Annotated in this window: 22 protein-coding genes and 1 tRNA gene; 3 read left to right on the top strand and 20 right to left on the bottom strand. The window is 41.8% G+C overall.

Translation table 11 applies throughout. The features are described from left to right. Window positions 1-12: 12 nt before the first annotated feature. The 3 genes from QMQ21_RS00115 to QMQ21_RS00105 form a co-directional block, all read right to left on the bottom strand. Window positions 13-639: an NAD(P)H-dependent oxidoreductase gene (locus QMQ21_RS00115; RefSeq protein WP_261813689.1), complete on the bottom strand. Its 627-nt coding sequence runs from the start codon at window positions 637-639 to the stop codon at window positions 13-15. A gap of 9 nt (window positions 640-648) precedes the next feature. Beyond that, window positions 649-2,637, bottom strand: a complete 1,989-nt coding sequence (gene uvrB, locus QMQ21_RS00110) for an excinuclease ABC subunit UvrB (protein ID WP_023933623.1) — start codon at window positions 2,635-2,637, stop codon at window positions 649-651. Window positions 2,638-2,713: 76 nt separating this feature from the next. Continuing rightward, window positions 2,714-3,667 carry a CPBP family intramembrane glutamic endopeptidase gene (locus tag QMQ21_RS00105; protein ID WP_284521005.1) on the bottom strand — a complete coding sequence of 318 codons (954 nt, stop codon included), beginning with the start codon at window positions 3,665-3,667 and terminating at the stop codon, window positions 2,714-2,716. Window positions 3,668-3,844: 177 nt separating this feature from the next. Between QMQ21_RS00105 and QMQ21_RS00100 the strand changes: the two genes are divergently transcribed. From QMQ21_RS00100 to zwf, 3 genes are all read left to right on the top strand, one after another. Continuing rightward, window positions 3,845-6,010: an ABC transporter substrate-binding protein/permease gene (locus QMQ21_RS00100; protein WP_261813687.1), complete on the top strand. Its 2,166-nt coding sequence runs from the start codon at window positions 3,845-3,847 to the stop codon at window positions 6,008-6,010. Further along, the gene (locus tag QMQ21_RS00095) at window positions 6,010-6,750 is read left to right on the top strand and encodes an amino acid ABC transporter ATP-binding protein (protein ID WP_001096315.1); all 741 of its coding nucleotides are present in this window, start codon (window positions 6,010-6,012) and stop codon (window positions 6,748-6,750) included. Before QMQ21_RS00100 ends, QMQ21_RS00095 begins: the two co-directional genes overlap by 1 nt. A gap of 150 nt (window positions 6,751-6,900) precedes the next feature. Further along, window positions 6,901-8,388 (top strand): glucose-6-phosphate dehydrogenase, encoded by a 1,488-nt coding sequence (gene zwf / locus QMQ21_RS00090; RefSeq protein ID WP_049501794.1) that lies wholly within the window; start codon window positions 6,901-6,903, stop codon window positions 8,386-8,388. 44 nt (window positions 8,389-8,432) lie between these two features. Here the strand turns inward: zwf and ftsY are convergent, their stop codons facing one another. The 17 genes from ftsY to topA form a co-directional block, all read right to left on the bottom strand. Further along, complete coding sequence (gene ftsY / locus QMQ21_RS00085; protein ID WP_000522340.1) at window positions 8,433-9,722, bottom strand: signal recognition particle-docking protein FtsY; 1,290 nt, start codon at window positions 9,720-9,722, stop codon at window positions 8,433-8,435. A 3-nt stretch (window positions 9,723-9,725) separates the two neighbouring features. Further along, on the bottom strand, window positions 9,726-10,544 hold the full coding sequence (locus QMQ21_RS00080) for a Cof-type HAD-IIB family hydrolase (RefSeq protein WP_000763438.1): 819 nt from the start codon (window positions 10,542-10,544) through the stop codon (window positions 9,726-9,728). Continuing rightward, on the bottom strand, window positions 10,544-11,338 hold the full coding sequence (locus tag QMQ21_RS00075; protein WP_261056317.1) for a Cof-type HAD-IIB family hydrolase: 795 nt from the start codon (window positions 11,336-11,338) through the stop codon (window positions 10,544-10,546). Before QMQ21_RS00075 ends, QMQ21_RS00080 begins: the two co-directional genes overlap by 1 nt. Beyond that, complete coding sequence (gene smc, locus QMQ21_RS00070; protein ID WP_261813686.1) at window positions 11,335-14,874, bottom strand: chromosome segregation protein SMC; 3,540 nt, start codon at window positions 14,872-14,874, stop codon at window positions 11,335-11,337. The genes QMQ21_RS00075 and smc overlap by 4 nt, the downstream gene beginning before the upstream one ends. Further along, window positions 14,865-15,563, bottom strand: coding sequence for a ribonuclease III (rnc, locus tag QMQ21_RS00065; RefSeq protein ID WP_000661488.1), 699 nt, complete (start codon window positions 15,561-15,563; stop codon window positions 14,865-14,867). Before rnc ends, smc begins: the two co-directional genes overlap by 10 nt. A gap of 182 nt (window positions 15,564-15,745) precedes the next feature. After that, window positions 15,746-15,817 (bottom strand) — tRNA-Arg (locus QMQ21_RS00060). Window positions 15,818-15,883: 66 nt separating this feature from the next. Next, the gene (locus QMQ21_RS00055; protein ID WP_000931164.1) at window positions 15,884-16,870 is read right to left on the bottom strand and encodes a GMP reductase; all 987 of its coding nucleotides are present in this window, start codon (window positions 16,868-16,870) and stop codon (window positions 15,884-15,886) included. A 198-nt stretch (window positions 16,871-17,068) separates the two neighbouring features. Next, on the bottom strand, window positions 17,069-17,848 hold the full coding sequence (locus tag QMQ21_RS00050; RefSeq protein WP_261813685.1) for an L-threonylcarbamoyladenylate synthase: 780 nt from the start codon (window positions 17,846-17,848) through the stop codon (window positions 17,069-17,071). A 27-nt stretch (window positions 17,849-17,875) separates the two neighbouring features. Beyond that, window positions 17,876-18,469, bottom strand: coding sequence for a 3-isopropylmalate dehydratase small subunit (gene leuD, locus QMQ21_RS00045; RefSeq protein ID WP_223340735.1), 594 nt, complete (start codon window positions 18,467-18,469; stop codon window positions 17,876-17,878). A 9-nt stretch (window positions 18,470-18,478) separates the two neighbouring features. Continuing rightward, window positions 18,479-19,861 (bottom strand): 3-isopropylmalate dehydratase large subunit, encoded by a 1,383-nt coding sequence (gene leuC, locus QMQ21_RS00040; RefSeq protein ID WP_223336450.1) that lies wholly within the window; start codon window positions 19,859-19,861, stop codon window positions 18,479-18,481. Window positions 19,862-19,864: 3 nt separating this feature from the next. Next, window positions 19,865-20,134 carry a DUF1294 domain-containing protein gene (locus tag QMQ21_RS00035; protein ID WP_049550672.1) on the bottom strand — a complete coding sequence of 90 codons (270 nt, stop codon included), beginning with the start codon at window positions 20,132-20,134 and terminating at the stop codon, window positions 19,865-19,867. Then, a complete protein-coding gene (gene leuB / locus QMQ21_RS00030) occupies window positions 20,131-21,168 on the bottom strand; it encodes a 3-isopropylmalate dehydrogenase (RefSeq protein WP_084928459.1) in 1,038 nt (345 codons plus the stop codon). The genes QMQ21_RS00035 and leuB overlap by 4 nt, the downstream gene beginning before the upstream one ends. A gap of 11 nt (window positions 21,169-21,179) precedes the next feature. Further along, window positions 21,180-22,742 (bottom strand): 2-isopropylmalate synthase, encoded by a 1,563-nt coding sequence (locus tag QMQ21_RS00025; protein WP_261082843.1) that lies wholly within the window; start codon window positions 22,740-22,742, stop codon window positions 21,180-21,182. A 313-nt stretch (window positions 22,743-23,055) separates the two neighbouring features. Beyond that, window positions 23,056-23,712 (bottom strand): MmcQ/YjbR family DNA-binding protein, encoded by a 657-nt coding sequence (locus tag QMQ21_RS00020; RefSeq protein ID WP_261813684.1) that lies wholly within the window; start codon window positions 23,710-23,712, stop codon window positions 23,056-23,058. Window positions 23,713-23,755: 43 nt separating this feature from the next. Continuing rightward, a complete protein-coding gene (locus QMQ21_RS00015) occupies window positions 23,756-24,388 on the bottom strand; it encodes a copper homeostasis protein CutC (RefSeq protein WP_261813683.1) in 633 nt (210 codons plus the stop codon). Window positions 24,389-24,481: 93 nt separating this feature from the next. Next, a complete protein-coding gene (locus QMQ21_RS00010; protein ID WP_001237214.1) occupies window positions 24,482-24,841 on the bottom strand; it encodes a YbaN family protein in 360 nt (119 codons plus the stop codon). A 105-nt stretch (window positions 24,842-24,946) separates the two neighbouring features. Next, window positions 24,947-26,819, bottom strand: a 1,873-nt coding sequence (gene topA, locus QMQ21_RS00005) for a type I DNA topoisomerase (RefSeq protein WP_261813682.1), incomplete at its 5' end; no start/stop codon positions are given.

Here is a 26,819-nt window from a genome sequence, read left to right as displayed (position 1 = left end):
ATTTTCTTCTCCTTAATCCAACAGTCTGACTTCCTTTGCTACTTTTTGTAGAAATTTTTCTCTTGTTGAACTTGTATTCACTTCACGTCCTAACTCTCCTAAGATTGAAACCCTCTTTGTTTTGATACCGCAATGATTCAGGACAGCATTCTTTAATACTGATATTCCATAACTGTCTGGAATATTAATCGGACCAGAAAATACTTTGTACCACCAAGTTGGTGCCATAGATGTTGCATAGATACTAGCTGTTTTTCCTTTTAGTAATTTTTTGAACTGTTTACCTCTCAAGTAGTTCAAAATAAAGCTTCCTCGATTATTTGCGGAGTATGCAATGCCTGGCGTAAAAACACGATCAATCCAGCCCTTCAATAGACTAGGCATACTACTCCACCAAATAGGATAAACAAAAATTAAATGATCTGCCCACTGGATTAATGATTGAGAGCGTAGAATAAACGGATCGTCCTCCATTCTTTGTCGATAACCATAACGTAAAACAGGATCAAACTCTTCTGCATTAAGATTAATCATTTCAAGTTCATGTCTATTTGAGTCTATGTTTTCTACAATCGTTTGAAAAATTGCTTGGCAGTAACTTTCTTTATCAGGATGTCCATTGATAACTAAAATATTCATAAAATTCCCCTAATCTAACGCCTTGACTTCCAACATCATATCACGGATCTGAGCTGCTAGTTCAAAGTCAAGCACTTCAACCGCTTCTTGCATTTGTTTTTCTAGTTTCTTGACAAGTTCTTTGCGTTCTTGTTTGTTGAGGCTATTGATATCGACTTCCTTGTCTTCTTCCTTAGCAACTGCCTTTGTCACGGCAATCAGGTCACGAATTTCTTTCTTAATGGTTTGTGGAACGATACCATGTTCTTCATTATAAGCCATCTGGATTTTGCGACGGCGGGCAGTTTCATCGATAGCACGTTGCATAGACTGAGTAACGGTGTCCGCATACATGATTACATGACCTTCACTGTTACGGGCGGCACGTCCAATGGTCTGGATGAGTCCACGTTCGTTACGAAGGAAACCTTCCTTGTCAGCATCTAGAATGGCTACGAGACTCACTTCAGGTACGTCAATCCCTTCACGGAGCAGGTTAATTCCGACCAAGACATCAAAGACACCCAAGCGCAGATCACGGATAATCTCCGTCCGTTCCAAGGTCTTGATATCCGAGTGCATGTACTTGACCTTGATACCCATTTCCTTGAAGTAGTCGGTCAAGTCCTCTGCCATTTTCTTAGTCAAAGTGGTGATAAAGGTTCGTTCATTCTTTTCAACACGGGCATTGATTTCACCCAAAAGGTCATCAATCTGTCCCATAGTCGGACGGACTTCTACCTCTGGATCCAAGAGTCCTGTTGGACGAATGATTTGCTCAATCACTGTCTCGGTCTGTTCATTTTCATAGTCACCAGGTGTCGCTGAAACGTAAACAATCTGATGAACGTGACTCTCAAACTCCTCCCGACGGAGAGGACGATTGTCCAAAGCTGATGGCAAACGGAAACCATAATTAACCAGCATTTCCTTACGCGAACGGTCTCCATTGTACATTCCCTTGATTTGCCCCATAGTCATGTGACTCTCGTCAATCATGATTAAGAAATCATCTGGGAAGAAATCGAGAAGCGTATAAGGAGGCTCACCTTCGCTACGTCCATCCATGTGGCGAGAATAATTTTCAACCCCATTGGTATAGCCCATCTCACGCAGCATTTCGATATCGTACTCTGTTCGCTGTTTCAAACGCTGGGCTTCAAGCAATTTACCTTCCTTCTCAAAGATAGCTAGTTGCTCCTCCAACTCGGCCTGAATCTTGGCAATGGCAACTTCCATGTGGTCGTCATTGGTCACAAAGTGAGTTGCAGGGAAAATCGCTAAATGATCCACTTCTCCCAATACCTGACCAGTCAGGGCCTCAACTTCACGAATACGGTCAATTTCGTCTCCAAAAAATTCTACTCGAAAAGCGTGTTCATCACGGGAAGCTGGGAAAATCTCTACCACATCCCCACGCACACGAAATCTTCCGCGTTGGAAATCAATATCATTACGTTCAAACTGGATATCAACCAAGTCATTCAAGAGTTTATCACGAGAAATTTCAAGACCTGGACGGAGACTCACAACGCTATCAGCGTATTCCTTGGGCGAACCCAAACCATAGATACAAGAGACGGAAGCTACGACAATGACATCATTACGCTCCAAGAGGGCTGAGGTAGCTGAGTGGCGAAGCTTGTCAATCTCATCATTGACAGAGCTATCCTTTTCAATATAGGTATCGCTAGAAGGGACATAGGCCTCTGGTTGGTAATAGTCATAGTAAGATACAAAGTACTCAACAGCATTCTCAGGGAAAAATTCCTTAAACTCCCCATAGAGCTGACCTGCTAGAGTTTTATTGTGGGCGATGACCAGAGTTGGTTTATTAACTTTGGAAATGACCTGACTCATGGTATAGGTCTTCCCTGTTCCAGTCGCCCCCATCAGAATCTGAGCTTTTTCTCCACCCTCGATATTATCTACCAACTGCTCAATAGCTTGGGGTTGGTCTCCTGATGGTTGATATTTTGATACTAGTTTAAATTGATTATCTGTAATGCGATTGATCATAAGAATCCTCTCTTGATGTGCTATTCCTATTTTAGCATACTTGTAACATTTTCACGAAGAAAAGGACGGATCTAAGTCACATCCTTTCATTTTCTTTCTTTAATTGATAAGCGAGATAGACAATCAGCAGTAGCAAGATCAGACTTGTCATGATAGATCCTTCTATCCCAAAAGAGCCACCTGATAGCCAATCTTGATTACCTTGTGGTAAAAAGGTCATCAAAGACGTTCCGGACGGCTGACCACTAACTAAAATCCCAAAGAGATTTCCCTGAGCAAAATTCCAGGCGCCATGAATACCTGCAACACCCCAAACTGTATCTGTTTTGAGGAGGTAAAGAGACATGGCAACTCCAAATAAAAAGAGATTCACTAGAGATAGAGGTGTGAGACCCGAATTCCCCATATGAAGCAGGGTAAAGAACAGGCTAGATACAATAACAGCAAGTTTTAGATTGGTTCTTGAAGCCAATTGAGGAAGGAGCCAAGCACGGGCCACCACTTCTTCTGTTGTCCCCTGTAAAATCCAAAATGGAATGGTAAAAATGACAAAGGCAAGCGAATAAGGATTCAAATGAATGGACTCAAAACGATATTGCCCTAATGCTACTAAACCTAACAAGGTCAGAAGAAAAAGTGCCAGACCTAGCCCAAATCCTTTCAGAAGATTGCTGAGGAAATTCTCTCTATAAAATCCCAAGGTTCGAATAGGTCTTTTCTCAACTTTTCTAGTCCATCTGAACACAGTGTTAAGTATAAAACCAAAGGCCAGCAATTCTAAAATTAAACGAAAGTCACTTGTTTTATCCATCAAGCTCTGCTGCAAGGTCTGCAAGTAGGTTGCAAGATTTTGACCAGTCTCTCCAAAATTTCTAGCAAGTCCGATGAGAGCTAAGAAACTAATACCATATAAAGTATAAGCCACAAACTCTCCTATGAAGACAAAAGCAAAGGCTAACAAGGGGCTTGTGTAGAGGTTTAACCGCATTTGAGAAGCTTGGAAGTCTTTAAAAATTCTTTTGTTCTTCACATCTCCGTCCTCTTTTCTTCCATTATATACTATTATTATAGCACTTTGTGGTAGCAGTTCAAGAAAGAAAGAAATAAAGAGCTTTTATGTTATATCTTCTAACATAAAAGTCCCTAGATTTGCATTTTTTTGTTTTTTCTGATATAATGGGAAAATATTCGGAAAAGGAGACTAAAAATGAAGAAAAAATTTCTAGCATTTTTGCTAATTTTATTCCCAATTTTCTCATTAGGTATTGCGAAAGCTGAAACGATTAAGATTATGTCTGATACCGCCTATGCACCTTTTGAGTTTAAAGATTCAGATCAAACTTATAAAGGAATTGATGTTGACATTATCAACAAAGTCGCTGAGATTAAAGGATGGAACATTCAGATGTCTTATCCTGGTTTTGACGCAGCGGTCAATGCGGTTCAAGCTGGTCAAGCTGACGCAATCATGGCAGGGATGACAAAAACTGCAGAACGTGAAAAAGTTTTCACCATGTCTGATACTTACTATGATACAAAAGTTGTCATTGCTACTACAAAGTCACACAAGATTAGTCAGTACGACCAATTAAAAGGTAAAACTGTTGGTGTTAAAAACGGAACAGCCGCTCAACGTTTCCTTGAAAGTATCAAGGACAAATATGGCTTTAGTATTAAAACATTTGACACTGGTGATTTGATGAACAACAGCTTGAGTGCTGGTGCCATTGATGCCATGATGGATGACAAGCCTGTTATCGAGTATGCCATTAACCAAGGGCAAGACCTCCATATCGAAATGGATGGGGAAGCTGTAGGTAGTTTTGCTTTCGGTGTTAAAAAAGGAAGCAAATACGAGCACCTAGTCACTGAATTTAACCAAGCCTTGGCTGAAATGAAAAAGGATGGTAGTCTTGATAAAATCATCAAAAAATGGACTGCTTCATCATCTTCAGCAGTGCCAACTACAACTACTGCAGCTGGTCTAAAAGCAACTCCTGTTAAAGCTAAATACATCATTGCCAGCGATTCTTCTTTTGCACCTTTTGTGTTCCAAAACTCAAGCAACCAATTTACTGGTATTGATATGGATTTGATTAAGGCCATCGCTAAAGACCAAGGCTTTGAAATTGAAATCACCAATCCTGGTTTTGATGCTGCTATCAGTGCTGTTCAAGCTGGTCAAGCTGATGGTATCATTGCTGGTATGTCTGTCACAGATGCTCGTAAGGCAACTTTTGACTTCTCAGAATCTTACTACACCGCCAATACTATCCTTGGTGTCAAAGAATCAAGTACCATTGCTTCTTATGAAGATTTGAAAGGGAAGACAGTCGGTGTTAAAAACGGAACGGCTTCTCAAACCTTCCTAACAGAAAATCAAAGTAAATACGGTTACAAAATCAAAACCTTCGCTGATGGTTCGTCAATGTATGACAGTTTAAACACTGGTGCCATTGATGCCGTTATGGATGATGAGCCTGTTCTCAAATATTCTATCAGCCAAGGCCAAAAATTGAAAACACCAATCGCTGGAACTCCAATCGGTGAAACAGCCTTTGCCGTTAAAAAAGGAGCAAATCCAGAATTGATTGAAATGTTCAATAACGGACTTGCAAACCTTAAAGCAAACGGAGAATTCCAAAAGATTCTTGATAAATACCTAGCTAGCGGATCTTCATCTGCATCAACAAGCACTGTTGATGAAACAACAATCTGGGGCTTGCTTCAAAACAACTACAAACAACTCCTTAGCGGTCTTGGTATCACTCTTGCTCTAGCTCTTATCTCATTTGCTATTGCCATTGTTATCGGAATTATCTTCGGTATGTTTAGCGTTAGCCCCTACAAATCTCTTCGTGTGATTTCTGAGATTTTCGTTGACGTTATCCGTGGTATTCCTTTGATGATTCTTGCAGCCTTCATCTTCTGGGGAATTCCAAACTTCATCGAGTCTATCACAGGCCAACAAAGTCCAATTAACGATTTCGTAGCTGGTACCATTGCCCTCTCACTCAATGCGGCTGCTTATATCGCTGAGATCGTTCGTGGTGGTATTCAGGCTGTTCCGGTTGGTCAAATGGAAGCCAGCCGAAGCTTGGGTATCTCTTATGGAAAAACCATGCGTAAGATTATCTTGCCACAAGCCACTAAATTGATGTTGCCAAACTTTGTTAACCAATTCGTTATCGCTCTTAAAGATACAACCATCGTATCTGCCATCGGTTTGGTGGAACTCTTCCAAACTGGTAAGATTATCATCGCCCGTAACTACCAAAGTTTCAAGATGTATGCAATCCTTGCTATCTTCTATCTTGTAATTATCACACTTTTGACTAGACTAGCGAAACGCTTAGAAAAGAGGATTCGTTAATGGCAAAATTAAAAATTGATGTAAATGATTTACACAAACATTATGGAAAAAATGAGGTTTTAAAAGGAATTACGACTAAGTTCTATGAAGGAGATGTTGTTTGTATCATCGGTCCTTCAGGTTCTGGTAAATCGACCTTCCTTCGTAGCCTCAACCTTCTAGAAGAAGTTACGAGTGGTCACATCACTGTGAACGGTTATGACTTAACTGAAAAAACTACCAACGTTGACCACGTCCGTGAAAATATTGGAATGGTTTTCCAACACTTCAACCTCTTCCCACACATGTCTGTATTGGACAACATTACCTTTGCTCCTATTGAGCACAAGTTGATGACTAAGGAAGAAGCTGAGAAATTGGGAATGGAGCTGCTTGACAAGGTTGGTCTAGCAGATAAAGCTAATGCCAACCCAGATAGCCTATCAGGGGGACAAAAACAACGTGTGGCCATCGCTCGTGGACTAGCAATGAATCCAGACATCATGCTCTTTGATGAACCAACTTCTGCCCTTGACCCTGAGATGGTCGGAGACGTACTAAACGTTATGAAGGAATTGGCTGAGCAAGGTATGACCATGATTATCGTAACCCATGAGATGGGATTTGCTCGTCAGGTTGCCAACCGCGTTATCTTTACTGCAGACGGTGAATTCCTAGAAGACGGAACACCAGATCAAATCTTTGACAACCCACAACACCCACGTCTGAAAGAGTTCTTGGACAAGGTCTTAAACGTCTAAACGCAAACTGTAAGGATTTCCTTGCAGTTTTTTTCTATCTCGTATTGGATTTTTTGATTTTTCGGAAAATTATGTTAGAATTAAGTTTATGAAATGAGGTTTCCTCATACCTAGCAAGACTAGGAATAAAAATAGAAATTAGGTAGCTAGATGTCATCTAAGGTTATTGTTACAATTTTCGGTGCGAGTGGAGACCTGGCTAAACGCAAGCTCTACCCTTCCCTTTTTAGACTATATAAATCCGGCAATCTTTCCGAGCACTTTGCAGTCATTGGAACTGCTCGTCGTCCTTGGAGCAAGGAATATTTTGAATCTGTTGTAGTCGAATCGATCCTTGATTTGGCAGATAGTACCGAACAGGCTCAAGAGTTCGCTAGCCACTTCTACTATCAAAGTCATGATGTCAACGATACAGAACACTATATTGCTTTGCGTCAATTGCAGGCTGAACTAAATGACAAGTACCAAGCTGAACACAACAAGCTCTTCTTCTTGTCTATGGCGCCTCAATTCTTTGGAACCATTGCCAAACACCTCAAGTCTGAAAACATTGTGGATGGTAAAGGTTTTGAGCGCTTAATCGTTGAAAAACCATTTGGTACAGATTACGCAACTGCAAGCAAGTTGAATGACGAGCTCCTAGCAACATTTGACGAAGAACAAATTTTCCGTATTGACCATTATCTTGGTAAGGAAATGATCCAAAGTATCTTTGCAGTTCGCTTTGCAAACTTGATTTTTGAAAATGTTTGGAACAAGGACTTTATCGACAATGTTCAAATTACCTTTGCAGAGCGCTTGGGTGTAGAAGAACGTGGTGGCTACTATGACCAATCTGGTGCCCTCCGTGACATGGTACAGAACCACACTCTACAACTCCTTTCCCTCCTTGCTATGGACAAGCCAGCAAGCTTCACAAAGGACGAGATTCGTGCTGAAAAGATTAAGGTCTTTAAAAACCTCTATCATCCAACTGATGAAGAACTTAAAGAACACTTTATCCGTGGGCAATACCGCTCTGGTAAGATTGATGGCATGAAATATATCTCTTATCGTAGTGAGCCAAATGTGAATCCAGAATCTACAACTGAAACCTTTGCATCTGGTGCCTTCTTTGTAGACAGCGATCGCTTCCGTGGTGTTCCTTTCTTCTTCCGTACTGGTAAACGTCTGACTGAAAAAGGAACTCATGTCAACATCGTCTTTAAACAAATGGATTCTATCTTTGGAGAACCACTTGCTCCAAATATTTTGACCATCTATATCCAACCAACAGAAGGCTTCTCTCTTAGCCTAAATGGGAAACAAGTAGGAGAAGAATTCAACTTAGCTCCTAACTCACTTGATTACCGCACAGATGCGACCGCAACTGGTGCTTCTCCAGAACCATACGAGAAATTGATTTATGATGTCCTAAACAACAACTCAACTAACTTTAGCCACTGGGATGAAGTTGGTGCGTCATGGAAATTGATTGACCGTATCGAAGAACTCTGGGCTGAAAATGGTGCCCCACTTCATGACTATAAAGCTGGAAGCATGGGACCTCAAGCAAGCTTTGACTTACTTGAAAAATTCGGTGCTAAATGGACTTGGCAACCAGATATCGCTTATCGTCAAGATGGTCGTTTAGAATAAAAAAAATCCTGCAAGTTTGTGCCTTGCAGGATTTTTGCTTCTGATTAGATTAAGCCTTCTAAGAGACCCTTCATAAAGTTTTCTGAGTTAAACTCTCCAATATCATCGATTTTTTCACCAAAACCAATCAATTTTACAGGAATATTGAGTTCTTCACGGATGGCTAAAACAACACCACCTCGAGCAGTTCCATCAATCTTAGTCAAGACAATTCCAGTTAATGGCGTTATTTTTGAAAATTCTTTGGCCTGTACAAGAGCGTTTTGACCTGTTGATGCATCAAGTGCCAAGAAGGTTTCATGCGGAGCTTCTGGCACAACACGTTTGATGATACGACCAATCTTTTCTAGCTCGGCCATAAGGTTATCCTTATTTTGCAGACGACCTGCAGTATCGATCATGAGAATATCGATACCTTCAGATACGGCACGTTCCATGCCATCAAAGACCACACTGGCTGGGTCAGCTTTTTCAGCTCCAGTTACTACTGGAACATCTACACGACGGCCCCATTCTGCTAGCTGGGCTACTGCCCCTGCACGGAAGGTATCTGCCGCAACCAACATGACTTTCTTGCCAGCTTGTTTGTAGCGGTGGGCTAGTTTCCCGATAGAAGTTGTTTTCCCAACACCATTGACCCCGACAAAGAGCATGACTGTCAAGCCATCTTGGAAGTGGATTCTTTCATCGTAGTTGCCATCCTTTTCATAAAGCTCAACCAATTTCTCAATGATGACACGGCGAAGTGCGTCAGGTTTCTTGGCGTTTTCAAGCTTGGCTTCGTAGCGTAGCTCCTCTGTTAAGTTAGAAGCGACCTGGACACCAACATCACTCATGATGAGCAGTTCTTCCAGTTCCTCGAAAAATTCTTCATCAACAGAGCGGAAATTGGCAAAGAAGGCATTCAAACGAGCACCAAATCCTGTACGAGTTTTCTTGAGACTGCGGTCATATTTTTCCTGAACAGTCTCTTCTACTTGAGTCGTTTCTGCTTCAAGAACTTCAGAATTATTTTCTTCTACAGTCTCTAGGAGCTCCGTATTCTCTTCCTCTGTGACTTCTTCTGAGTTTGGAAATTCTTCTATTTCTTCTTGAGAAACTTCTACAGTTGGTTCTGAATCCAGACTTTCTTCAACTGTGTCTTGATTTTCCTCTTCTTGGAGCAGAGCTTCTTCAGAACTTTCAACTTCTGCTTCTTCATGAGGAAGTTCCTCAGCTTCTGTTAAGGCTGGCTCAACATCTTCAGACAAATCAAGATTTTCCAGAGCTTCTTTTACAACTTCTTCGATTTTAGGTTCTTCTTTTTTTCCGAATAGACGGTCAAATAATCCCATATCTTAGTTCTCCTTTAGCACATATTCTTCAATAGCCCAGGCGACAGCCTCTTCATCATTGGTCATTGGAGTCACTACATTTGCAACTGCCTTGACTTCAGGAACAGCATTTTGCATGGCAACACCGAGCCCTGCCCATTCAATCATAGAAAGGTCATTGGCCTCGTCACCACAGGCCATCACTTGGCTTTGATCAATTCCCAGATGGCTGATTAGTTTTGCCAAACCTGTTGCTTTATGGACATTTTTAGGAGACCACTCTAATAACATCTCACGTGATTTGAAGATTTCATATTGGTCAAACAATTCTGGAGAAATCTTCTGAATAGCTGCATCCAAGGGTTCTTGAGCAAAGGCAGTCACACATTTATTGTAAGTCATTTGACTAGATAGGTCTTCAAAGTCAACTGGAACAAAAGTCAATGCTGGATTGAATTTGGCATAAAGACTTTCTTGGTCCGATTGGATTTGATAAACTGTTCCTTCTGAGATGGCATCAAGAGGCAGTGATAATTTCTCTGTTTCCTCATACAAGCGTGCCACATCATCATATGAAAAAACTGTCTTATCAAGGATTTCACCTGTATTTTTCTGAACCAAACCACCATTAAAAGTAATGGTATACTCATCTTCGTGACCGTCAGTCCCTAGCTCATGGAGAAAGAAATCCATAGCTTTTAAGGGACGACCAGTTGTCAATACGACCTTGATACCACGATCACGCGCAGCTTTCAAGGTTGCCTTGGTACGATCCGTCAACCTTTTATCAGTAGTCAGCAAGGTCCCGTCTAAGTCCAATGCAATCAATTTTATATCTGCCATTATAAGCCCTCCATATAAGCTATAACCGACTGGTCCTTATGGTGACCAATCACAGTCTCTGCTAATTCTAAAATTTCTGGTCGTGCATTTTCAGGAGCTACAGGATGTCCCACAACCTGCATCATATGCAAGTCATTTAGATTGTCTCCAAAAGCCATAACCTGATCCATTGTGATGCTAAGTTTTTTAGCCAATTCAACAATGGCCACTCCCTTATCGACATAGTCCAGAACAATATCAATGGATTCAAAGCCAGTTGTCATGGCCTTAACACCAGGGACATTTTCGTTTACCCAAGCTTCCCCAGCTTCTAGCGTTTCTTCTGTGAAGTTGGTTGTAAATTTGAAAATGTCATCTTTAATATCTTCCAGACTCGCTACTTTTTGTATATTTTCATTATAGTGCTGACTCACTTTTAAATAGGTCTCATCAACCGTATCTAGCACATAAGAGCCCTTTTTCCCCGTCAAGAGCAATTTATTGATATCTACATAAGGTGACGTTTTCAGCTTTTCAAAAGTTGATAGATAAAACTCACGAGACATGGTCGCTTCATACAAGTCTTGACCTTGATACTCTACCAAACTGCCATTTTCCGCGATAAAAATGATGTCATCACGAACATCAGCAAATAATTTTTCTAGAGACAGAAATCCCCGACCTGAAGCCACCGCAAAGTAAATCCCTTTTTCCTTGTAGGAAGCCAAAAGAGACTTGAGACGGTCCATATCAAAGCGCCCATTCTCATCTAGGAAGGTTCCGTCCATATCCGTTGCTACTAGTTTAATTGTCATCCTTCAATACTTTCTAAATCTTTTAACTTAACTGAAACAATCTTTGAGACACCTGACTCTTGCATGGTCACTCCATAGATGGAATCAGCCGCTACCATGGTTCCTTTACGGTGGGTTACGACAATAAATTGACTGTCCTTATCAAAGCGGTTGAGGTAATCCCCAAAACGCTTAACATTAGCTTCATCCAGCGCAGCCTCTACCTCATCCAAGATAACAAATGGAATAGTCTTGACACGGATAATGGAGAAGAGCAAAGCAAGAGCTGATAAGGCTTTTTCACCACCACTCATCAGATTAAGAGACTGAATTTTCTTACCTGGTGGTTGAACAGAAATCTCAACCCCAGCTGTCAGCAGGTCTCCTTCAGTTAAAATGAGGTCCGCCTGACCTCCACCAAACATCTGCTTGAAGGTCACTTTAAAGGACTCACGAATAGCCTCAAAGGTTGATTTAAAGCGTTCCTTGACCTCATCATTCATCTCTGTAATGGTCTCAAGGAGCAGGTTTTTCGCTGACAATATGTCATTTCGCTGGCTATTGAGGAAATCCAGACGGCTGTGAACTTCTTCGTACTGGTCAATAGCTTCTATATTGACAGGACCCAGTGAGCGAATAGCCTTCTCTAAGTCCTTCACCTCTTGCTCCGCCAGATTGAGATTTTCCAACTCATGTGCTTTTTCTAGGGCTTCAGTATAGCTAATCTGATACTGGTCTGTTAATTGACTTTGTAAATGACGCAAGCGCTCGCTGACCTTTTCTTTCTTAGCTTCAGCACGTGTTTGCTTGCGAATCCACTCTTCATTCTGCTGGCGAGCCTGATCCAAATGACTAGCAATATCATCCAGTTGACCTTCAATATCATCCAACTCAAACTGCTTGCGAATTAAACCTTGTTGGAGGTTTGTTTTCTGGTTTTTGGCTTCTTCAGCCTGTTGAGCTAGAAGCTCTGTATCAACTTTCTCAAGATTGTCAACCTTTTCTTGAAGAAGGCGCTGGATTTCCTCTTGATCAATATTCAGATTGTCCAATTCTTTGCCTAAACGCTCAATATCAGCTACTTCATAACGCTTTTGTCCTTGCAGTTCAGTCTTAAGCAAGCGAGCTTGCGCTAGCTCTTCCTGCAAGTTTTGATAGCGTTCTTGGATGGCGTTTTTGTTAGACTTAATCTCTTCAATCTCAGCTTCCAGATTTTGCTTATCACTGGCGATAGTAGCAAGGCGCTCTTGGCATTTTTCCTTATCCTCTTGCCAATCTCCTTCAGAAAGACGATCTAATTCCTCTTCTTGGAGTTTCCAAAGAGTTTCTAATTCTTCGACTTGCTGACTGGTCTGCTGGTAAGAGAGGGATAAGCCCTGCTCCTGAATACGTGCCTGTTCTCCCTGAGATTTAATAGCTTCTAATCTTTCTGTCAATCTAGCCATCTGGTCTTGCAAGGTCTTCAAAGCCACTTCTTCTGAACGAAGACTTGCTTCCTCTTCAGCAATTTCTTTTTGTAATTGCTCCAGTTCTGGCTTGATAAAAATACTGTTGTTCTGGCGATTGGCTCCACCTGCATAGGAACCACCTGTGCGCAGCTCTGTCCCATCCAGTGTCACCATGCGAACCTGATAACGAACGTGACGAGCTGCTGCACGCGCATGTTCCACGGTATCAAAAATAGCCGTCGTAGCTAGCAAATTCTTAAAAATAGCTTCCAGTCTAGTGTCGAATGTCACCAACTCATCTGCCATCCCAAGGAAACCTGGGCTTGCAGCAATAGCATCTTGATTCTGACTAGAAATCGTACGCGCCTTGATCGTTGTCAACGGAAGGAAGGTTGCACGACCAGCCCTGTTTCGTTTAAGGAAATCAATCGCCTTGGTTGCCGCGTTTTCATCTTCCACGATGATATGCTGACTGCTGGCTCCAAGCGCAATCTCTAGGGCAATTTGATAATGCACATCAAAGGTCAGATGCTCACTAACTGCCCCAATTATTCCACCTAGACGATCTTTCTCTTGGAGAACACTCTTAACACCTGCATAAAAGTTACTATGATTTCTCAGGATGTTTTCCAGACTTTGGGCTCTAGCCTGCTTGTTTTTGAGACTATCCAGACGGTCAAAGAGTTGACTTTGTTGAGTTTGATAGGAAGTTTTCTGCTCCTCTTGCTCCTTGGCACAGATTTGATAATCGGCCAATAATTTCTGAACCTTCTCCTTGGCAGTTTCAAGTTCTTCTTTTTGCTGACTGGCCTTCTCTTTAGCTGTAGCCAGTTGTTCTTTTAGTTTTTGTAGTTGATCTGCTTGTTTTTGAGAAAGCTGACGACTATTTTCCAACTCATTCTCAATACGGGTCAGCTGGTTTGAGACATCCGCTTCTTCTTGTAAAAGAGCTACAAAGCGTTCACGTAGAAGCTCAATCATCTGATCAGGATCATCTGAAAAAGCTAGTAATTCAGCTTCTAAACGATTGAGTTTTTGATTATTTTGGATTAGATTGTGTTCTAATTGTGCCAAGTTCTCTTCTTTTTCAGCCTTTTCCTTACTTAGAACCTTTCTCTTATCTTCCAAAGTAACCAAACGTGCTTGTGCTTCCTGTTGATTCAGAGCTACTTGCTCAGATTCCAGTTTCGATAAGGCTAATTTTCTCTCTAAATCACTAATTAGACTGGTCAAATCCATCAAACTGCCCTGGTCTTTGGCCATCTCAGCCTGTAAATCTTGACGTTGCTTCTTGAGATTCTGATTTTCTTCTTCTAATTTTTCACGCTTTTGGTAATAGCTCATCAAGAGTTCCTGAACTTGTGCCAACTCTTCTTCTGTCGACTCTAGTTCAGCCTTATTTTCCTTGATTTGAGCAACCAGCACGTCTAAATAAATAGCCTTGCGTTGACCTTCCAAGTCTAAAAACTTACGGGCATTCTCAGCTTGCTTCTCAAGAGGCTTGATTTGATTGTCCAACTCATAGATAATATCCTCTAAGCGGTCTAGATTATCCTGAGTTTGCTGCAGTTTACTCTCAGTTTCTTTTCGACGAGTCTTGTATTTCAAAACTCCAGCAGCCTCTTCAAAAATAGCTCGGCGTTCCTCAGGCTTTGAATTAAAAATCTCCTCAACCTTCCCTTGGGAAATGATGGAGAAGGAATCTCGTCCCAATCCAGTATCCAAGAAGAGGTCATGAATATCACGCAGACGGACTTTCTTTCCGTCAATCTTGTATTCGCTATCTCCACTACGATAGATATGGCGTTCTACCCTGATTTCTTGACCTGCATCCTTGATAAATCCGTCATTATTATCCAAAGTCACAACTACAGAAGCATAATTGAGCGGTTTGCGACTTTCTGTTCCAGCAAAGATAACATCCGGCATCTTGCCACCACGGAGACTCTTGACACTAGACTCCCCCAAAGCCCAACGCAGACTTTCTGTAATATTGGACTTTCCAGATCCATTGGGCCCAACAACTGCCGTCACACCTTGGTCAAAGACTACCTTAGTCTTATCAGCAAAAGACTTGAATCCCTGAATTTCGATTTCCTTTAAATACATGAATCCAGCCCTTTCTCAACGGCATTTTTGGCAGCTTCCTGCTCTGCTAGTTTCTTAGAACGACCTTGACCTTGACCAATGCTCTTACCTTCAACAAGAACTTCTACTTCAAAAACCTTATCGTGGGCAGGACCCGTTTCAGAAATTACCTGATAACGAATAGCCACATCACCATTGACCTGAAGCAACTCTTGGAGATGGGTTTTGTAGTCTGTAATCATCTCAAATTCGCCTGCTTCAACCTTAGGAATCATGACTTGATAGATAAATTCCTTGACTTTGGCCACATCCTTGTCCAAAAGGAGGGCACCAAGAAAGGCCTCAAAGGCATCACCAAGAATGGTATCACGATTGCGACCACCAGATTTTTCTTCCCCCTTACCCAGCTTGATAAACTGATCAAACTGACAATCACGCGCAAAACCAGCCAAACTCTCCTCACGGACAATCATAGCACGGAGTTTAGATAAGTCACCCTCAGGCTTTTTAGGATATTTTTTATACAGATATTCTGAAATCAATAGCTGTAGAACAGCGTCTCCTAAAAATTCCAAGCGTTCATTGTGTGAAATTTTTAAGAGGCGGTGCTCATTGGCATAACTCGTATGAGTAAAGGCAGTCTCCAGTAAATTTTTGTCTGCAAATTCGATTGCAAAATGGTTCTTTAGTACAGTTTGTAATTCTTTCATACCAACCTCTTTCTAACTGATAACAGTCCTTTTTATTATATCAAAAAAAGCCCCCTGAGTCACTTTAAAACGGGACTGGAGAGCATTTGGGAATTCTTTAAAAAGAGATTTTCAGTTTTAAGGGCCAATTTAGGGCTGTGTAAAGAAAAAAGCCCTATTAAAGGCTTTTTAGGATGTTTACATCCACCCTGAGGGAATCGAACCCCCATCTCAAGAACCGGAATCTTACGTGATATCCATTACACTAAGGGTGGAAACTTGTTTTATTATAACAGAAATTTGCTCTAATAACAAGTTTTTTTCTAGACAGATAGCCCGTCTTAGTGGGAAGCATCCCCATTCCAGATTGAGTTTTTCACGATAACATAATCAACGTGTTTAAGGTCAGCAACCTGACGTCCACCTGCATAAGAAATAGCACTTTGAAGGTCTTGTTCCATCTCAGTTAAAGTGTCTTGCAGATGACCTTTAGCAGGAAGCAAGATACGTTTGCCTTCCACATTTTTGTAAGCACCTTTTTGATATTGTGAAGCTGAACCGTAGTATTCTTTGAACTGTTCACCATCGACTTCAATCGTTTTCCCTGGACTTTCGATGTGTCCTGCAAAGAGAGAACCAATCATGACCATGCTAGCACCGAAGCGGATAGACTTTGCAATATCGCCATGAGTACGAATCCCTCCATCAGCGATAATCGGTTTACGTGCAGCCTTGGCACACCAGCGTAGAGCAGCCAACTGCCAACCACCTGTACCGAACCCAGTCTTAACCTTGGTAATACAAACCTTACCAGGACCAATTCCGACCTTAGTAGCATCCGCACCAGCATTTTCCAATTCACGCACAGCTTCTGGTGTTCCCACATTTCCAGCAATGACAAAGGTATCTGGCAATTCTTTCTTAATGTGTTGAATCATAGAAATCACGCTATCTGCATGACCATGAGCGATGTCAATCGTGATATATTCAGGAGCATCAGCCTTGAGCTGGCTAACAAAATCATACTCATAGTCCTTAACACCGACAGAAATAGAAGCAATGAGCCCTTGATCGTGCATGCGTTTAATAAAAGGAATGCGTCCTGCCTCATCAAAACGGTGCATAATGTAAAAGTAACCACCTTTAGCAAGTTGCTCTGCTACATTTTCATCCAAAATCGTCTGCATATTAGCTGGCACAACAGGTAGTTTAAAGGTGTGATTTCCTAGAGTGACACTTGTATCTGCTTCTGCACGGCTTTTAATGACACATTTATTTGGAATCAATTGAATATCTTCGTAATCAAAAATTGGAAATTCATTTAACATATCGATGTCTCGTTTCTTTTGTAATGACCTACCTATGCTTGCGCATCTCTACGCCTTTTCCGACGTTTCCTTAATTAATTATAAATCAAAGTACAGATTTTGTCAAATAGTTTTATAAATTAAAATATAATGTTCGGATTTTTCTTGCGTAAATAGAAAAAAGAGGGGAAATTGTTTTCTCCCCACTTCTTCTACATTCTAATAATACTCCCCCTGACGGTAGTCCCATGAGTTAAAGGTGTCTGACAGGTGCATCATGATTTTATCAATGTCAAGCCCTTTACGGATTACAACTGGTGCTGGTGATGTTGAACGAGCTCCTCCTTGTTCTGGGATGAGTTTGCCGTCTTTATCAACCATAGAGACCATCACACCTTGCTCATAGCGAGTTTCAATCGTTTTGTCAGGCTGGATAGAAGCAACGTAGTCATCTGCCTCAATGACAAGGTCCACTGCCCCTTCGATACGTTCTCCAATACCTTCTACTTTACCACGGTTTCCTTTTCCAGATGGGTTAGCTGATGAGGCATAAACCATCTTGCCTTCTTCCCAAAGTTTGGCAGCCAATTGTTCACCAGCTTTACCAAATTTGATAACAAAACAGCTAGTACCACGCACGTCAGTCATCAGCTCTTCACGACCATCACCATATGCTTTCAGTTTTTCAAAGGCTTCTGGTTTCCAAGGAAGGATACAACCAAGAAGAATATCTTCGCCCCAATGTTTTTGGTAAAAGGCTTCAATTTCTGGGTTGAGTTGTGCTAAAGCTCGAAGCTCATCCATGCTACCACAGAGAACAACACCTGGTTTGTTACGGTTACGTTCTTTGGCTTCAAACTTACGTTCAAGACCAGCCTTGTCACTAGTCATAATGATGTAACCAACTTTTGTAGGACAAACGATACATCCGCCCTCACCTTTTAAAATGTCATAGCTTTCTTGTGAAAGTGTTCCGTTCCATTGAATGTGTTTTGTCATAGTTCTATTTCCTTTTCTATTTTTCTTCTAATCCTGCCAGTAGGCTGGTCGTTGTTTTTCATAAGCAGCAATCAAATCTTCATACTGCAAGGTAATACCGATATCATCCAAACCATTTAAGAGTTTGTGTTTCCACTCACTATCGATTTCAAAAGTGAATTCTCCAATTGGTGAGATGATTTTTTGTCGTTCCAAGTCCACGGTTACCTGGTCACTTGGTTGTAGCTGGGCTAGTTTCTCTCTAACCTCTCTGGGCTGAACAATTGGTAACATGCCATTATTGAGTTCATTATTGTAATGAATGTCACCGAAAGACCCTGCAATCACAACCTTAAAACCATAGTCTGCTAAGGCCCAAGCTGCGTGTTCCCTCGAAGAACCTGCCCCAAAGTTATCCCCTGAAATGAGAATACTGGCTTTGCGATATTCAGGCCGGTTAAAGACAAAGTCAGGATCCTCAGTATACTTGTCGTCCAGATAACGCCAAGCATACATGAGGTACTTACCAAAGCCTTTCTTATCGATTAACTTGAGAAACTGCTTGGGTAGGATTTGGTCAGTGTCGATGTTATCATTCATGAGAGGAACGGTCGTTCCCGTATAAACTGTAAATTTCTCCATATCCTCTCCTTACTGGGCTTCTGGCATTTGCCGAACATCTACGAAGCGCCCTGCAATAGCTGCCGCTGCTGCCATGGCTGGACTGCAGAGATGGGTCTTAGCACCAAAGCCTTGTCTGTCTTCAAAGTTGCGATTGCTGGTTGAGGCACAGTGAACACCATCTGGAACCTTGTCAGGATTCATCCCTAGGCACATGGAACAACCTGGGTCTCTCCACTCAAATCCAGCATCTAGGAAAACCTTGTCCAAGCCCAATTTCTCAGCAGCTCGTTTGACAGGACGAGAGCCTGGAACCACGATAGCCGTTAAGTTGGGAGCTATTTTCTTTCCTTTAACAAACCGAGCAGCCAGCTGCAAGTCGCTGAGACGAGCATTTGTACAAGACCCGATAAAGATATAGCCTAGTTCAATATCTGCTGGCTTTTGACCAGGCTCCAAATCCATATAATTGTAGGCTCGTTCATCATTCATATCCTTAATTTCTGGGAATCTACTGTCAAAGTCAACACCCATAGCAGGGTTGGTTCCCCAGGTCACCATAGGAGCAAGGTCTGAGACATCCATATGAATAACCTTATCGTAAACAGCATCATCATCACTGACAAGGGTTTTCCAATCCGCCACAGCCTCTTCAAAGTCCTCTGGAACACATTCTCGTCCCTTAAGATAGTCATAGGTGGTTTGGTCCGGATTCATAATCCCCATCTTAGAACCAAACTCGATGGACATATTGCAGATAGTCATTCGCTCTTCCATGCTCAGTGCATCAATCGCTTGTCCCCGATATTCCACCACATAGCCAACACCACAGGCAACGCCGTACTTGGCAATCAAGGCTAGAATGAAATCCTTAGAATAAACTCCTTTTTGAGGAACACCAGTGAATTCTACCAGCATTTTCTTGGGTTTGACCTGCCAGAGTGTCTGGGTAGCGAAGACATGCTCAACCTCACTGGTCCCAATTCCAAAAGCGATTGCTCCGAAAGCTCCGTGAGTTGCTGTATGACTATCCCCACAGACGATAAATTTCCCTGGTTGGGTTCTTCCTGTTTCTGGACCAACCATATGAACAATCCCCTGCTTTTCAGAACCGTGGGCCGCATGTTCAATCCCAAACTCCTCAACATTTTCAGCCAGCTTATCAATTTGAGCCTTGGAAATTACATCTCGAATATCGTAGATATTGACTGTCGGGACATTGTGGTCAAAGGTTCCAAATGTCAAGTCTGGTCGTCTCAATCTACGACCTGCATCTCGTAATCCTTGAAAGGCCTGAGGACTGGTCACTTCGTGGATATAATGCTGGTCCACGTACATGAGTTGGGGCTGCCCCTCTTCTCCTGTGATGACATGACGGTCCCATAATTTATCAAAAATCGATTTTCCTGCCATCCATTACCTCCAAATAATATATAAGGCTACTAGTGTGGTCACCATCCCAAGAAACCAAACTGTTTTAAAGTACCATTTTCGAGTCTTGTGATGAAAGATGATTCCTGCTAACCAAGCACCAAAACCACCACAAGTAAAGGCTAAAATAAGTAAGATTTTCTCAGGGATGCGCCAAGCTCTTCTCCTCGCCTTGGATTTGTCAATGCCATAAATCAAGAAAATGATGACATTCCAAATCAAAAGGACTAGAGTAATTTTTTCGTCTAACTTCATAACCTTGCGATAATAGCTTCCGTCATTTCCTTGGTCGAAGCCTGTCCACCTATATCTCTTGTTAAAACACCAGCTGCCAAACTTGCCTCAACAGCACGCTCGACACGCTCTGCATCCTCATAACGTCCAAAGCTGTCTCTCAGCATCATGGCCACTGATAAAATCATGGAAATAGGATTGGCAATTCCTTGACCTGCAATATCAGGTGCTGAACCGTGAATAGGTTCATAGAGACTTGGTCCATTTTCAGAATGACTGGCTGATGGCATAACCCCAAGTGTGCCAGATAGAACGCTTGATTCATCAGATAGAATATCTCCGAAAAGATTCTCCGTCACGATGACATCAAACTTAGCAGGATTAGTAATCATAAGCATGGAAGCTGAGTCGACTAGCTGGTGTTCCAAGGTCACATCTTGGAAATCCTTTGCGACCTTCTCAGCTACTTTCCGCCAGAGTTTTGATGTTGCCAACACGTTTTGCTTATCAATACTGGTAAGGATTTTTCTCCGACTTCTTGCGATTTCAAAGGCTTTGCGAATAATCCGCTCCACTTCCTCATAGCTATAGTCGTTGATATCACGCGCTTTTCTTTCTTCAAGAATATGATCCCCAAAATAAATCCCACCTGTCAACTCCCGTACCACAACAAAGTCTACACCAGCAATTCGTTCTGGTTTTAGTGGTGACAAATGCTTGAGACTCTCAAAAATCTTAACAGGGCGAATATTAGCATAGAGATTTAGTTCCTTACGGAGAGCCAGCAAGCCTTGTTCGGGCCGGACCTCTACTCCATCATACTGAGGACTACCGATAGCCGCTAGGAGAATGGCATCTGCTTCTCTACATGCTTTGAGGGTTTCACTAGGTAAAGGATGGCCTGCTGCATCAATTCCTGCACCTCCAAAAGGTCGTTTGTCTATTTCATAGTCAAAGCCTGTTTTTTTAGCTATAGCTTCCAGAACCTCTAACCCAGCATCCATGATTTCTGGGCCGATTCCATCCCCTGCCAGAACTACTATTTTCTTTGTCATAGCTTTCTCCTTTACACACTAGGCATATCACGATAGGAAACACTGCGTCCCATCTCACCAGCATTCTCTTTTTGAACAAAGGTATTAGCATTGATGTAGGCAATAGCAGATGCTTTCAGTACATCGAAATCAAGCCCTGCTGCATTAAAGATGGTTTCTGTATCTCTGTTTTCAACAGTGACCAAAACCCGAGCTTGGGCATCAATTCCATCTGTCACAGCGTCAATAGTATAGGACACCAAGCGGACGGATTGGTTAAAGAACTTATCGATAGCGTTAAAGATTGCTTCAACAGAACCTTGCCCTGACGCATTGAAATCAACTTTCTCACCATCCATATTGGCTAGGCTAACGAGTGCTTCAATGTCATTATCTGCATGAGTTTGAAGTTGTAAATCATCAAAGTGGAAGCCTTCTGGATTTTCAACCATGGTTCCAGCTACCAGAGCACGAATATCTGCATCTGTGATTTCTTGTTTCTTGTCGGCCAATGCCTTGAACTTAGCAAAGAGTGGTTTGATATCCTCTTCTGTAAAGTCTAAGGCCAGTTCTCTTAGTTTTTCAACAAAGGCATGGCGACCTGACAATTTTCCAAGTGGGAGGCTGTTACTCTTGACACCGACCAATTCAGGGGTGATAATCTCATAAGTGAGAGGATTTTTAAGGACTCCGTCTTGGTGAATACCGGACTCGTGAGAGAAGGCATTGCCACCAACCACAGCCTTGTTTTTAGGAACTGGAATACCAGAGAAGCGAGAAACCATTTCTGACGTATTGATGGTTTCATTTAAAACAATACTAGTTTCTGCTTGATAGTAATCTTGGCGAATATTGAGCGCCACTGCTATTTCTTCTAAAGCAGCATTTCCAGCTCGCTCACCAATACCATTGATGGTTCCTTCGACTCGTCCTGCCCCGTTCTTGACAGCAGAAAGGCTGTTAGCCACTGCCATTCCGAGGTCATCATGACAGTGAGGTGAATAGATAATCTGACGATTCGTCTTGACATTTTCAATCAAGTATTTGAAGATAGCACCATATTCCTCTGGAGTAGTAAATCCTACCGTGTCAGGGATATTGATATAAGACGCGCCTGCATCGACCGCCGTTTGAACAACTTGCAAGAGGAAATCCAACTCTGTTCGAGTCGCATCTTCAGGAGAGAATTCGACCACTTCGAACTTAGAACGTGCGTAAGAAACATGCTCCTTAATAGCTTCCAAAATCTCTTCCTTGCTCTTATTGAGCTTATACTTTCGGTGAATCGGACTGGTAGCGATAAAGACGTGAACCTGTGGATACTTTGCGTCCTTGAGGGCCTCGTAACAAGCATCAATATCAGACTTGACAGAGCGTGCCAAACCAGTCACCGCTGTTTTCTTCAAGACCTTAGCAATCTCCTGCACTGCCGTAAATGAGTCTGGACTAGCCGCTGGAAAACCAGCTTCGATGGCTGAAATACCCCATTTCTCCAGCTGTCTTGCTATGGCAATTTTTTCCTTGATTGAAAAATTAACACCAGGTGTCTGCTCTCCATCCCGAAGGCTGGTATCTAGAAATTCAACTGTTCTCATAAGATTTCCCCTTTTCCAAATGTGGTTTTAAAAAAACATCTCGCTCAGAAACCCAAGCGAGATGTTGATTCACTCCCGCTTGGTAAGCCAAACAGGACTAATGCTTTCTGCACTAGCCCGAGTACCTCAACAACAAAGCAAATTGATTAAACTTAGCTGTTTTCATGTTTGACTTTCTCCTTCGTTTGATATCTTGTTTAGTATTTTAGCATAGGCAAAAGTGCTTGTCAAGAAAAAATCCAATATTTTCTGAAAATTTCTTCAGTAGAGAATATTTTGCTAATTGAAAGTTCTTGAAAACCATTGAAATGTTTCATTTTTTAGTGGTTAAGTTCCAACTTTTTTCTATAAATTCCAATACTTCTTTATCTGATAAAGTATCATCAAGCGCCACACTAATCCAGTAACGTTTATTCATATGAAAAGCTGGATAAATGCCGTTTTTTGAAAGTAAGTCAGCTACTTGGTCATGTTTGAGGTTGACTGCTTCCACCTGTCCTTCTCTGCCCTTTTCCAGCTTCTCCCAAGAGATTTTCATCAAGACGGCATACCACTTTTGATTTCCTTCGTGTCTTAACACTGCTGTATCAGGCGATTTCTCCCACAAATACTCCAACTGATTTCCATACTTTTCCTGAACCTGAACCATGGTACGCTTAGTCTGAGGATAGATAAAATCCTGTACCTCAAAACAAGCCTTCCGAATCTGGTAGAGAATCTCCAGACAAGCCTCACGGACACTTGCAACAAAACTTCCTTTAAAACTTTCCATATGGACTTGAGGATAGAGGTCACCAGTCTCCTGGTCAAAGACTTGAAAACTCACATTATCAGTAGTGATGGACACAGTCATGACAAAGTCACCCTGCAAAATTTGGCAACTATAGGTCCACACTCCACCATTTTCTACAAAACCATAATCATGAGCCTTTTCTTGATTAAACTGATAGGATTTAAAAATTTCAAACATAAGTGAAAACTGCTACCCAAAGCTAGCAGTTCCTTTCTATTTTTTAAAAGACAACCTTGGTTCCATGTAATTGTGTCACGCCTAGCTGATTGATAAAGGTTTGACGGTTGTCAAGGTCAATCCCCCCACCTGGTAGAATTTCAATTTTACCTTTAGCGTGCTCCAAAATTCTGTGATAGTGAGCAAAACGTTTTTCTAAGGAGTCGCCAGACACACCAGCGCGAGTTAGGATACGAGTGACTCCAGCTTGACTAAGCCAGTCAATAGCTTCCAGTTGATCATCATCACTCAATTCATCAAATGCCATATGAAAGACAATTTCCATTCCTTTTGACGCAGCTATCAACTTCTCCAGATTAGGCTCATCCAACTTTTTGTCAGCAGTTAAAGCACCAAATACAACTCCTTGACTTCCAGCCTGAGCAGCCAACCGAATGTCTTCTAGCATAATAGCAATTTCTAGGTCATTATAGACAAAGTCACCACCACGTGGACGAATCATGGTCATGATGGTCGTATCGTAGTTAGCTGCCAATTCAACCGCTGCCTTGGTTACTCCATAGCTTGGTGTTGTTCCTCCCACTGCTAGATTATCACAGAGTTCGATTCGACGAGCTCCAGCCTGCATCGCTTTTTCAAGCAAGGTCACATTTTCAGCACAAAATTCGTAAATCATTTGATTCTCCTTGAGTATTACTTTAAATTTATTATATCATATTGTTGTGAATATGCTTTCAATTTTATCAAGGGCAATAGTTACAAATTTTACTTATTCTTTGTCTGGAATGACCTTGAAGAGATAATAGGTGATAAAGATGGTCAAGGCTCCTAGACCGATTTTGACTGGTAAAAGAGGTGCAAAATAAATGGAAATTCCCATCAAGATGTAGATAGATACGATGATTTTTTTCTTACGTTCACGGGCAATAGACTTAGTCTCGCGAAAATCAGCTACATATGCTTGATAGAGCTTGGTATGGTAAAGCCAATCTTCGAAGCGCTTGGAACTTCTTGAAAAACAAGCAATAGACAACAAAAGAAAAGGCGTTGTAGGCAACAAGGGCAAAACAACCCCAACAATAGCCAAGGCCAGTGATAAAAAACCAATTATCAGATAGATAAGACGCATAACTACTCCTAATTAAAATAATCTTCTTTTAGTTTCGCATAAAATGATGAATTTTGTCAAGCTCCAACCAAAAAGAGCCTGAAATTCACTTTCAGGACTCTCCTCTTATTTAATCTTTTCCTCCTCGTAGTCACCTTTACTACAAACAACCTGCTTGCCACCACCACGGACTTTTTTCTCCATGAGGAAGTTGCCACATTTTGGACAGTCACGACCAACAGGCTTGTCCCAAGAGGTAAATTCACAGTCTGGATAGCGATTGCAACCATAGAAGAGGCGGTTACGTTTTGTTTTACGTTCAATAATTTGTCCCTGATGACAACTTGGACACTCAACACCAATCTCTTTCACGATTGCTTGGGTATGACGGCAATCTGGGAAATTGCTACAAGCGTAGAACTTACCAAATCGACCAAGTTTAATAACCATTGGACTACCACACACTTCACAGTCAAATTCAGCTGGTTCATCCTTGATCTGTATTTTTTCCATTTCTTCTTCAGCCTTGGCGACTTCTTTAGAGAATGGTTTGTAAAAGGCATCAATGACCCGTTGCCACTGCTCTTTTCCGACTTCGACATCATCCAGCTTGCCTTCCATTTCAGCTGTGAAGGTCACGTTTACGATATCTGGGAAATATTCAACGATGAGCTTGTTAACAATTTCTCCCAACTCTGTTGGTTCAAAACGTTTCGCTACAAGGCGAACATAATAACGTTTCTGAATAGTTTCAATGGTCGGTGCGTAGGTTGACGGACGTCCAACCCCATTTTCCTCCAAGGTCTTGATAAGGGTCGCTTCAGAATAGCGAGCAGGCGGTTGAGTGAAATGTTGCTCTGGTTTGCTATTGACCTGTTTGACCACATCTCCAACAGCCATATCTGGTAACATCTTATTCTTGTCAGAATCATTATAAATGGCAAGATAACCATCAAACTTAACCTGACTACCATTGGCAGCAAATTGAACCCCATTTTGAGACAATTTAACAGCCATGGTATCAAAGACAGCAGCTGTCATCTGACTCGCTACAAAACGATTCCAGATAAGAGTATAAAGCTTGAGCTGATCCTTGTCCAAATACTTAGCAATACTTTCAGGTGTATTAAAGACACTAGACGGACGAATAGCCTCGTGGGCATCCTGAGCACCTGATGCATTTTTGACCTTGCTACCATGCTTAGAATACTTACTACCAAAACGGTCCGTAATGAAACTTGCTGCTTCATTTTGCGCTAGAGGACTGATACGAGTCGAATCGGTACGCATATAGGTAATCAAACCTTGAACACCAGAACCAATATTAATTCCTTCATAGAGCTGTTGGGCAACCATCATGGTTTTTCGAGTACGGAAATTGATTTTATTGGCAGCATCCATCTGCATAGATGAAGTGGTATAGGGTAATGGAGCATTGCGTTTGCGCTCTTTCTTATCCACCTGATCCACTGAAAAGTCTTTACTAGTCAGACGAGACAAGACTTCCTTGACCTCATCATTGCTAGTCAGTTTCAGCTTTTTGCCATCTACTCCATAGAAGGATGCCTGAAATTGCTTGGTTCCCTTTTTAAAGACACCATCAATTGTCCAGTATTCTTCTGGCTGGAAGGCATTAATTTCATTCTCACGGTCAATGATTAACTTAAGCGCAATAGACTGAACGCGACCTGCTGATAAGCCTTTCTTGACCTTCTTCCACAAAATAGGCGAAATCGAATACCCTACCAAGCGGTCCAGGACACGGCGTGCCTGTTGAGCATCGACCAAATCCATATCAATCTTACGCGGTTCTTTAAAAGCATTTTTGACCGCATCCTTGGTGATTTCATTGAAGACCACACGGTTGGCATCATTTTCATCTAAGTTGAGAATATGGGCCAAATGCCAAGAAATCGCTTCTCCTTCACGGTCCGGGTCACTCGCCAGAAAGACTTTATTAGCTTTTTTGGCTTCTTTTTTCAAGTCATTAATGAGAGGT

It is taken from the genome of Streptococcus bouchesdurhonensis (genome assembly GCF_948472335.1).
Note: the sequence above shows the minus strand (reverse complement) of the source record. Positions and strands in the feature narration are given on the sequence as shown.

What these genes read in the sequence shown, in the direction of transcription:
- QMQ21_RS00020 (WP_261813684.1), bottom strand. Translation starts at nt 23,712, where the DNA reads ATGTTTGAAATTTTTAAATCCTATCAGTTTAATCAAGAAAAGGCTCAT.
- leuC (WP_223336450.1), bottom strand. Translation starts at nt 19,861, where the DNA reads ATGGCAGGAAAATCGATTTTTGATAAATTATGGGACCGTCATGTCATC.
- QMQ21_RS00050 (WP_261813685.1), bottom strand. Translation starts at nt 17,848, where the DNA reads ATGACAAAACACATTCAATGGAACGGAACACTTTCACAAGAAAGCTAT.
- QMQ21_RS00015 (WP_261813683.1), bottom strand. Translation starts at nt 24,388, where the DNA reads ATGATTTACGAATTTTGTGCTGAAAATGTGACCTTGCTTGAAAAAGCG.
- QMQ21_RS00115 (WP_261813689.1), bottom strand. Translation starts at nt 639, where the DNA reads ATGAATATTTTAGTTATCAATGGACATCCTGATAAAGAAAGTTACTGC.
- QMQ21_RS00025 (WP_261082843.1), bottom strand. Translation starts at nt 22,742, where the DNA reads ATGAGAACAGTTGAATTTCTAGATACCAGCCTTCGGGATGGAGAGCAG.
- QMQ21_RS00095 (WP_001096315.1), top strand. Translation starts at nt 6,010, where the DNA reads ATGGCAAAATTAAAAATTGATGTAAATGATTTACACAAACATTATGGA.
- rnc (WP_000661488.1), bottom strand. Translation starts at nt 15,563, where the DNA reads ATGAAAGAATTACAAACTGTACTAAAGAACCATTTTGCAATCGAATTT.
- QMQ21_RS00075 (WP_261056317.1), bottom strand. Translation starts at nt 11,338, where the DNA reads ATGACAATTAAACTAGTAGCAACGGATATGGACGGAACCTTCCTAGAT.
- zwf (WP_049501794.1), top strand. Translation starts at nt 6,901, where the DNA reads ATGTCATCTAAGGTTATTGTTACAATTTTCGGTGCGAGTGGAGACCTG.
- ftsY (WP_000522340.1), bottom strand. Translation starts at nt 9,722, where the DNA reads ATGGGATTATTTGACCGTCTATTCGGAAAAAAAGAAGAACCTAAAATC.
- smc (WP_261813686.1), bottom strand. Translation starts at nt 14,874, where the DNA reads ATGTATTTAAAGGAAATCGAAATTCAGGGATTCAAGTCTTTTGCTGAT.
- QMQ21_RS00100 (WP_261813687.1), top strand. Translation starts at nt 3,845, where the DNA reads ATGAAGAAAAAATTTCTAGCATTTTTGCTAATTTTATTCCCAATTTTC.
- QMQ21_RS00055 (WP_000931164.1), bottom strand. Translation starts at nt 16,870, where the DNA reads ATGTTAAATGAATTTCCAATTTTTGATTACGAAGATATTCAATTGATT.
- leuD (WP_223340735.1), bottom strand. Translation starts at nt 18,469, where the DNA reads ATGGAGAAATTTACAGTTTATACGGGAACGACCGTTCCTCTCATGAAT.
- QMQ21_RS00010 (WP_001237214.1), bottom strand. Translation starts at nt 24,841, where the DNA reads ATGCGTCTTATCTATCTGATAATTGGTTTTTTATCACTGGCCTTGGCT.
- QMQ21_RS00080 (WP_000763438.1), bottom strand. Translation starts at nt 10,544, where the DNA reads ATGGCAGATATAAAATTGATTGCATTGGACTTAGACGGGACCTTGCTG.
- uvrB (WP_023933623.1), bottom strand. Translation starts at nt 2,637, where the DNA reads ATGATCAATCGCATTACAGATAATCAATTTAAACTAGTATCAAAATAT.
- QMQ21_RS00035 (WP_049550672.1), bottom strand. Translation starts at nt 20,134, where the DNA reads ATGAAGTTAGACGAAAAAATTACTCTAGTCCTTTTGATTTGGAATGTC.
- leuB (WP_084928459.1), bottom strand. Translation starts at nt 21,168, where the DNA reads ATGACAAAGAAAATAGTAGTTCTGGCAGGGGATGGAATCGGCCCAGAA.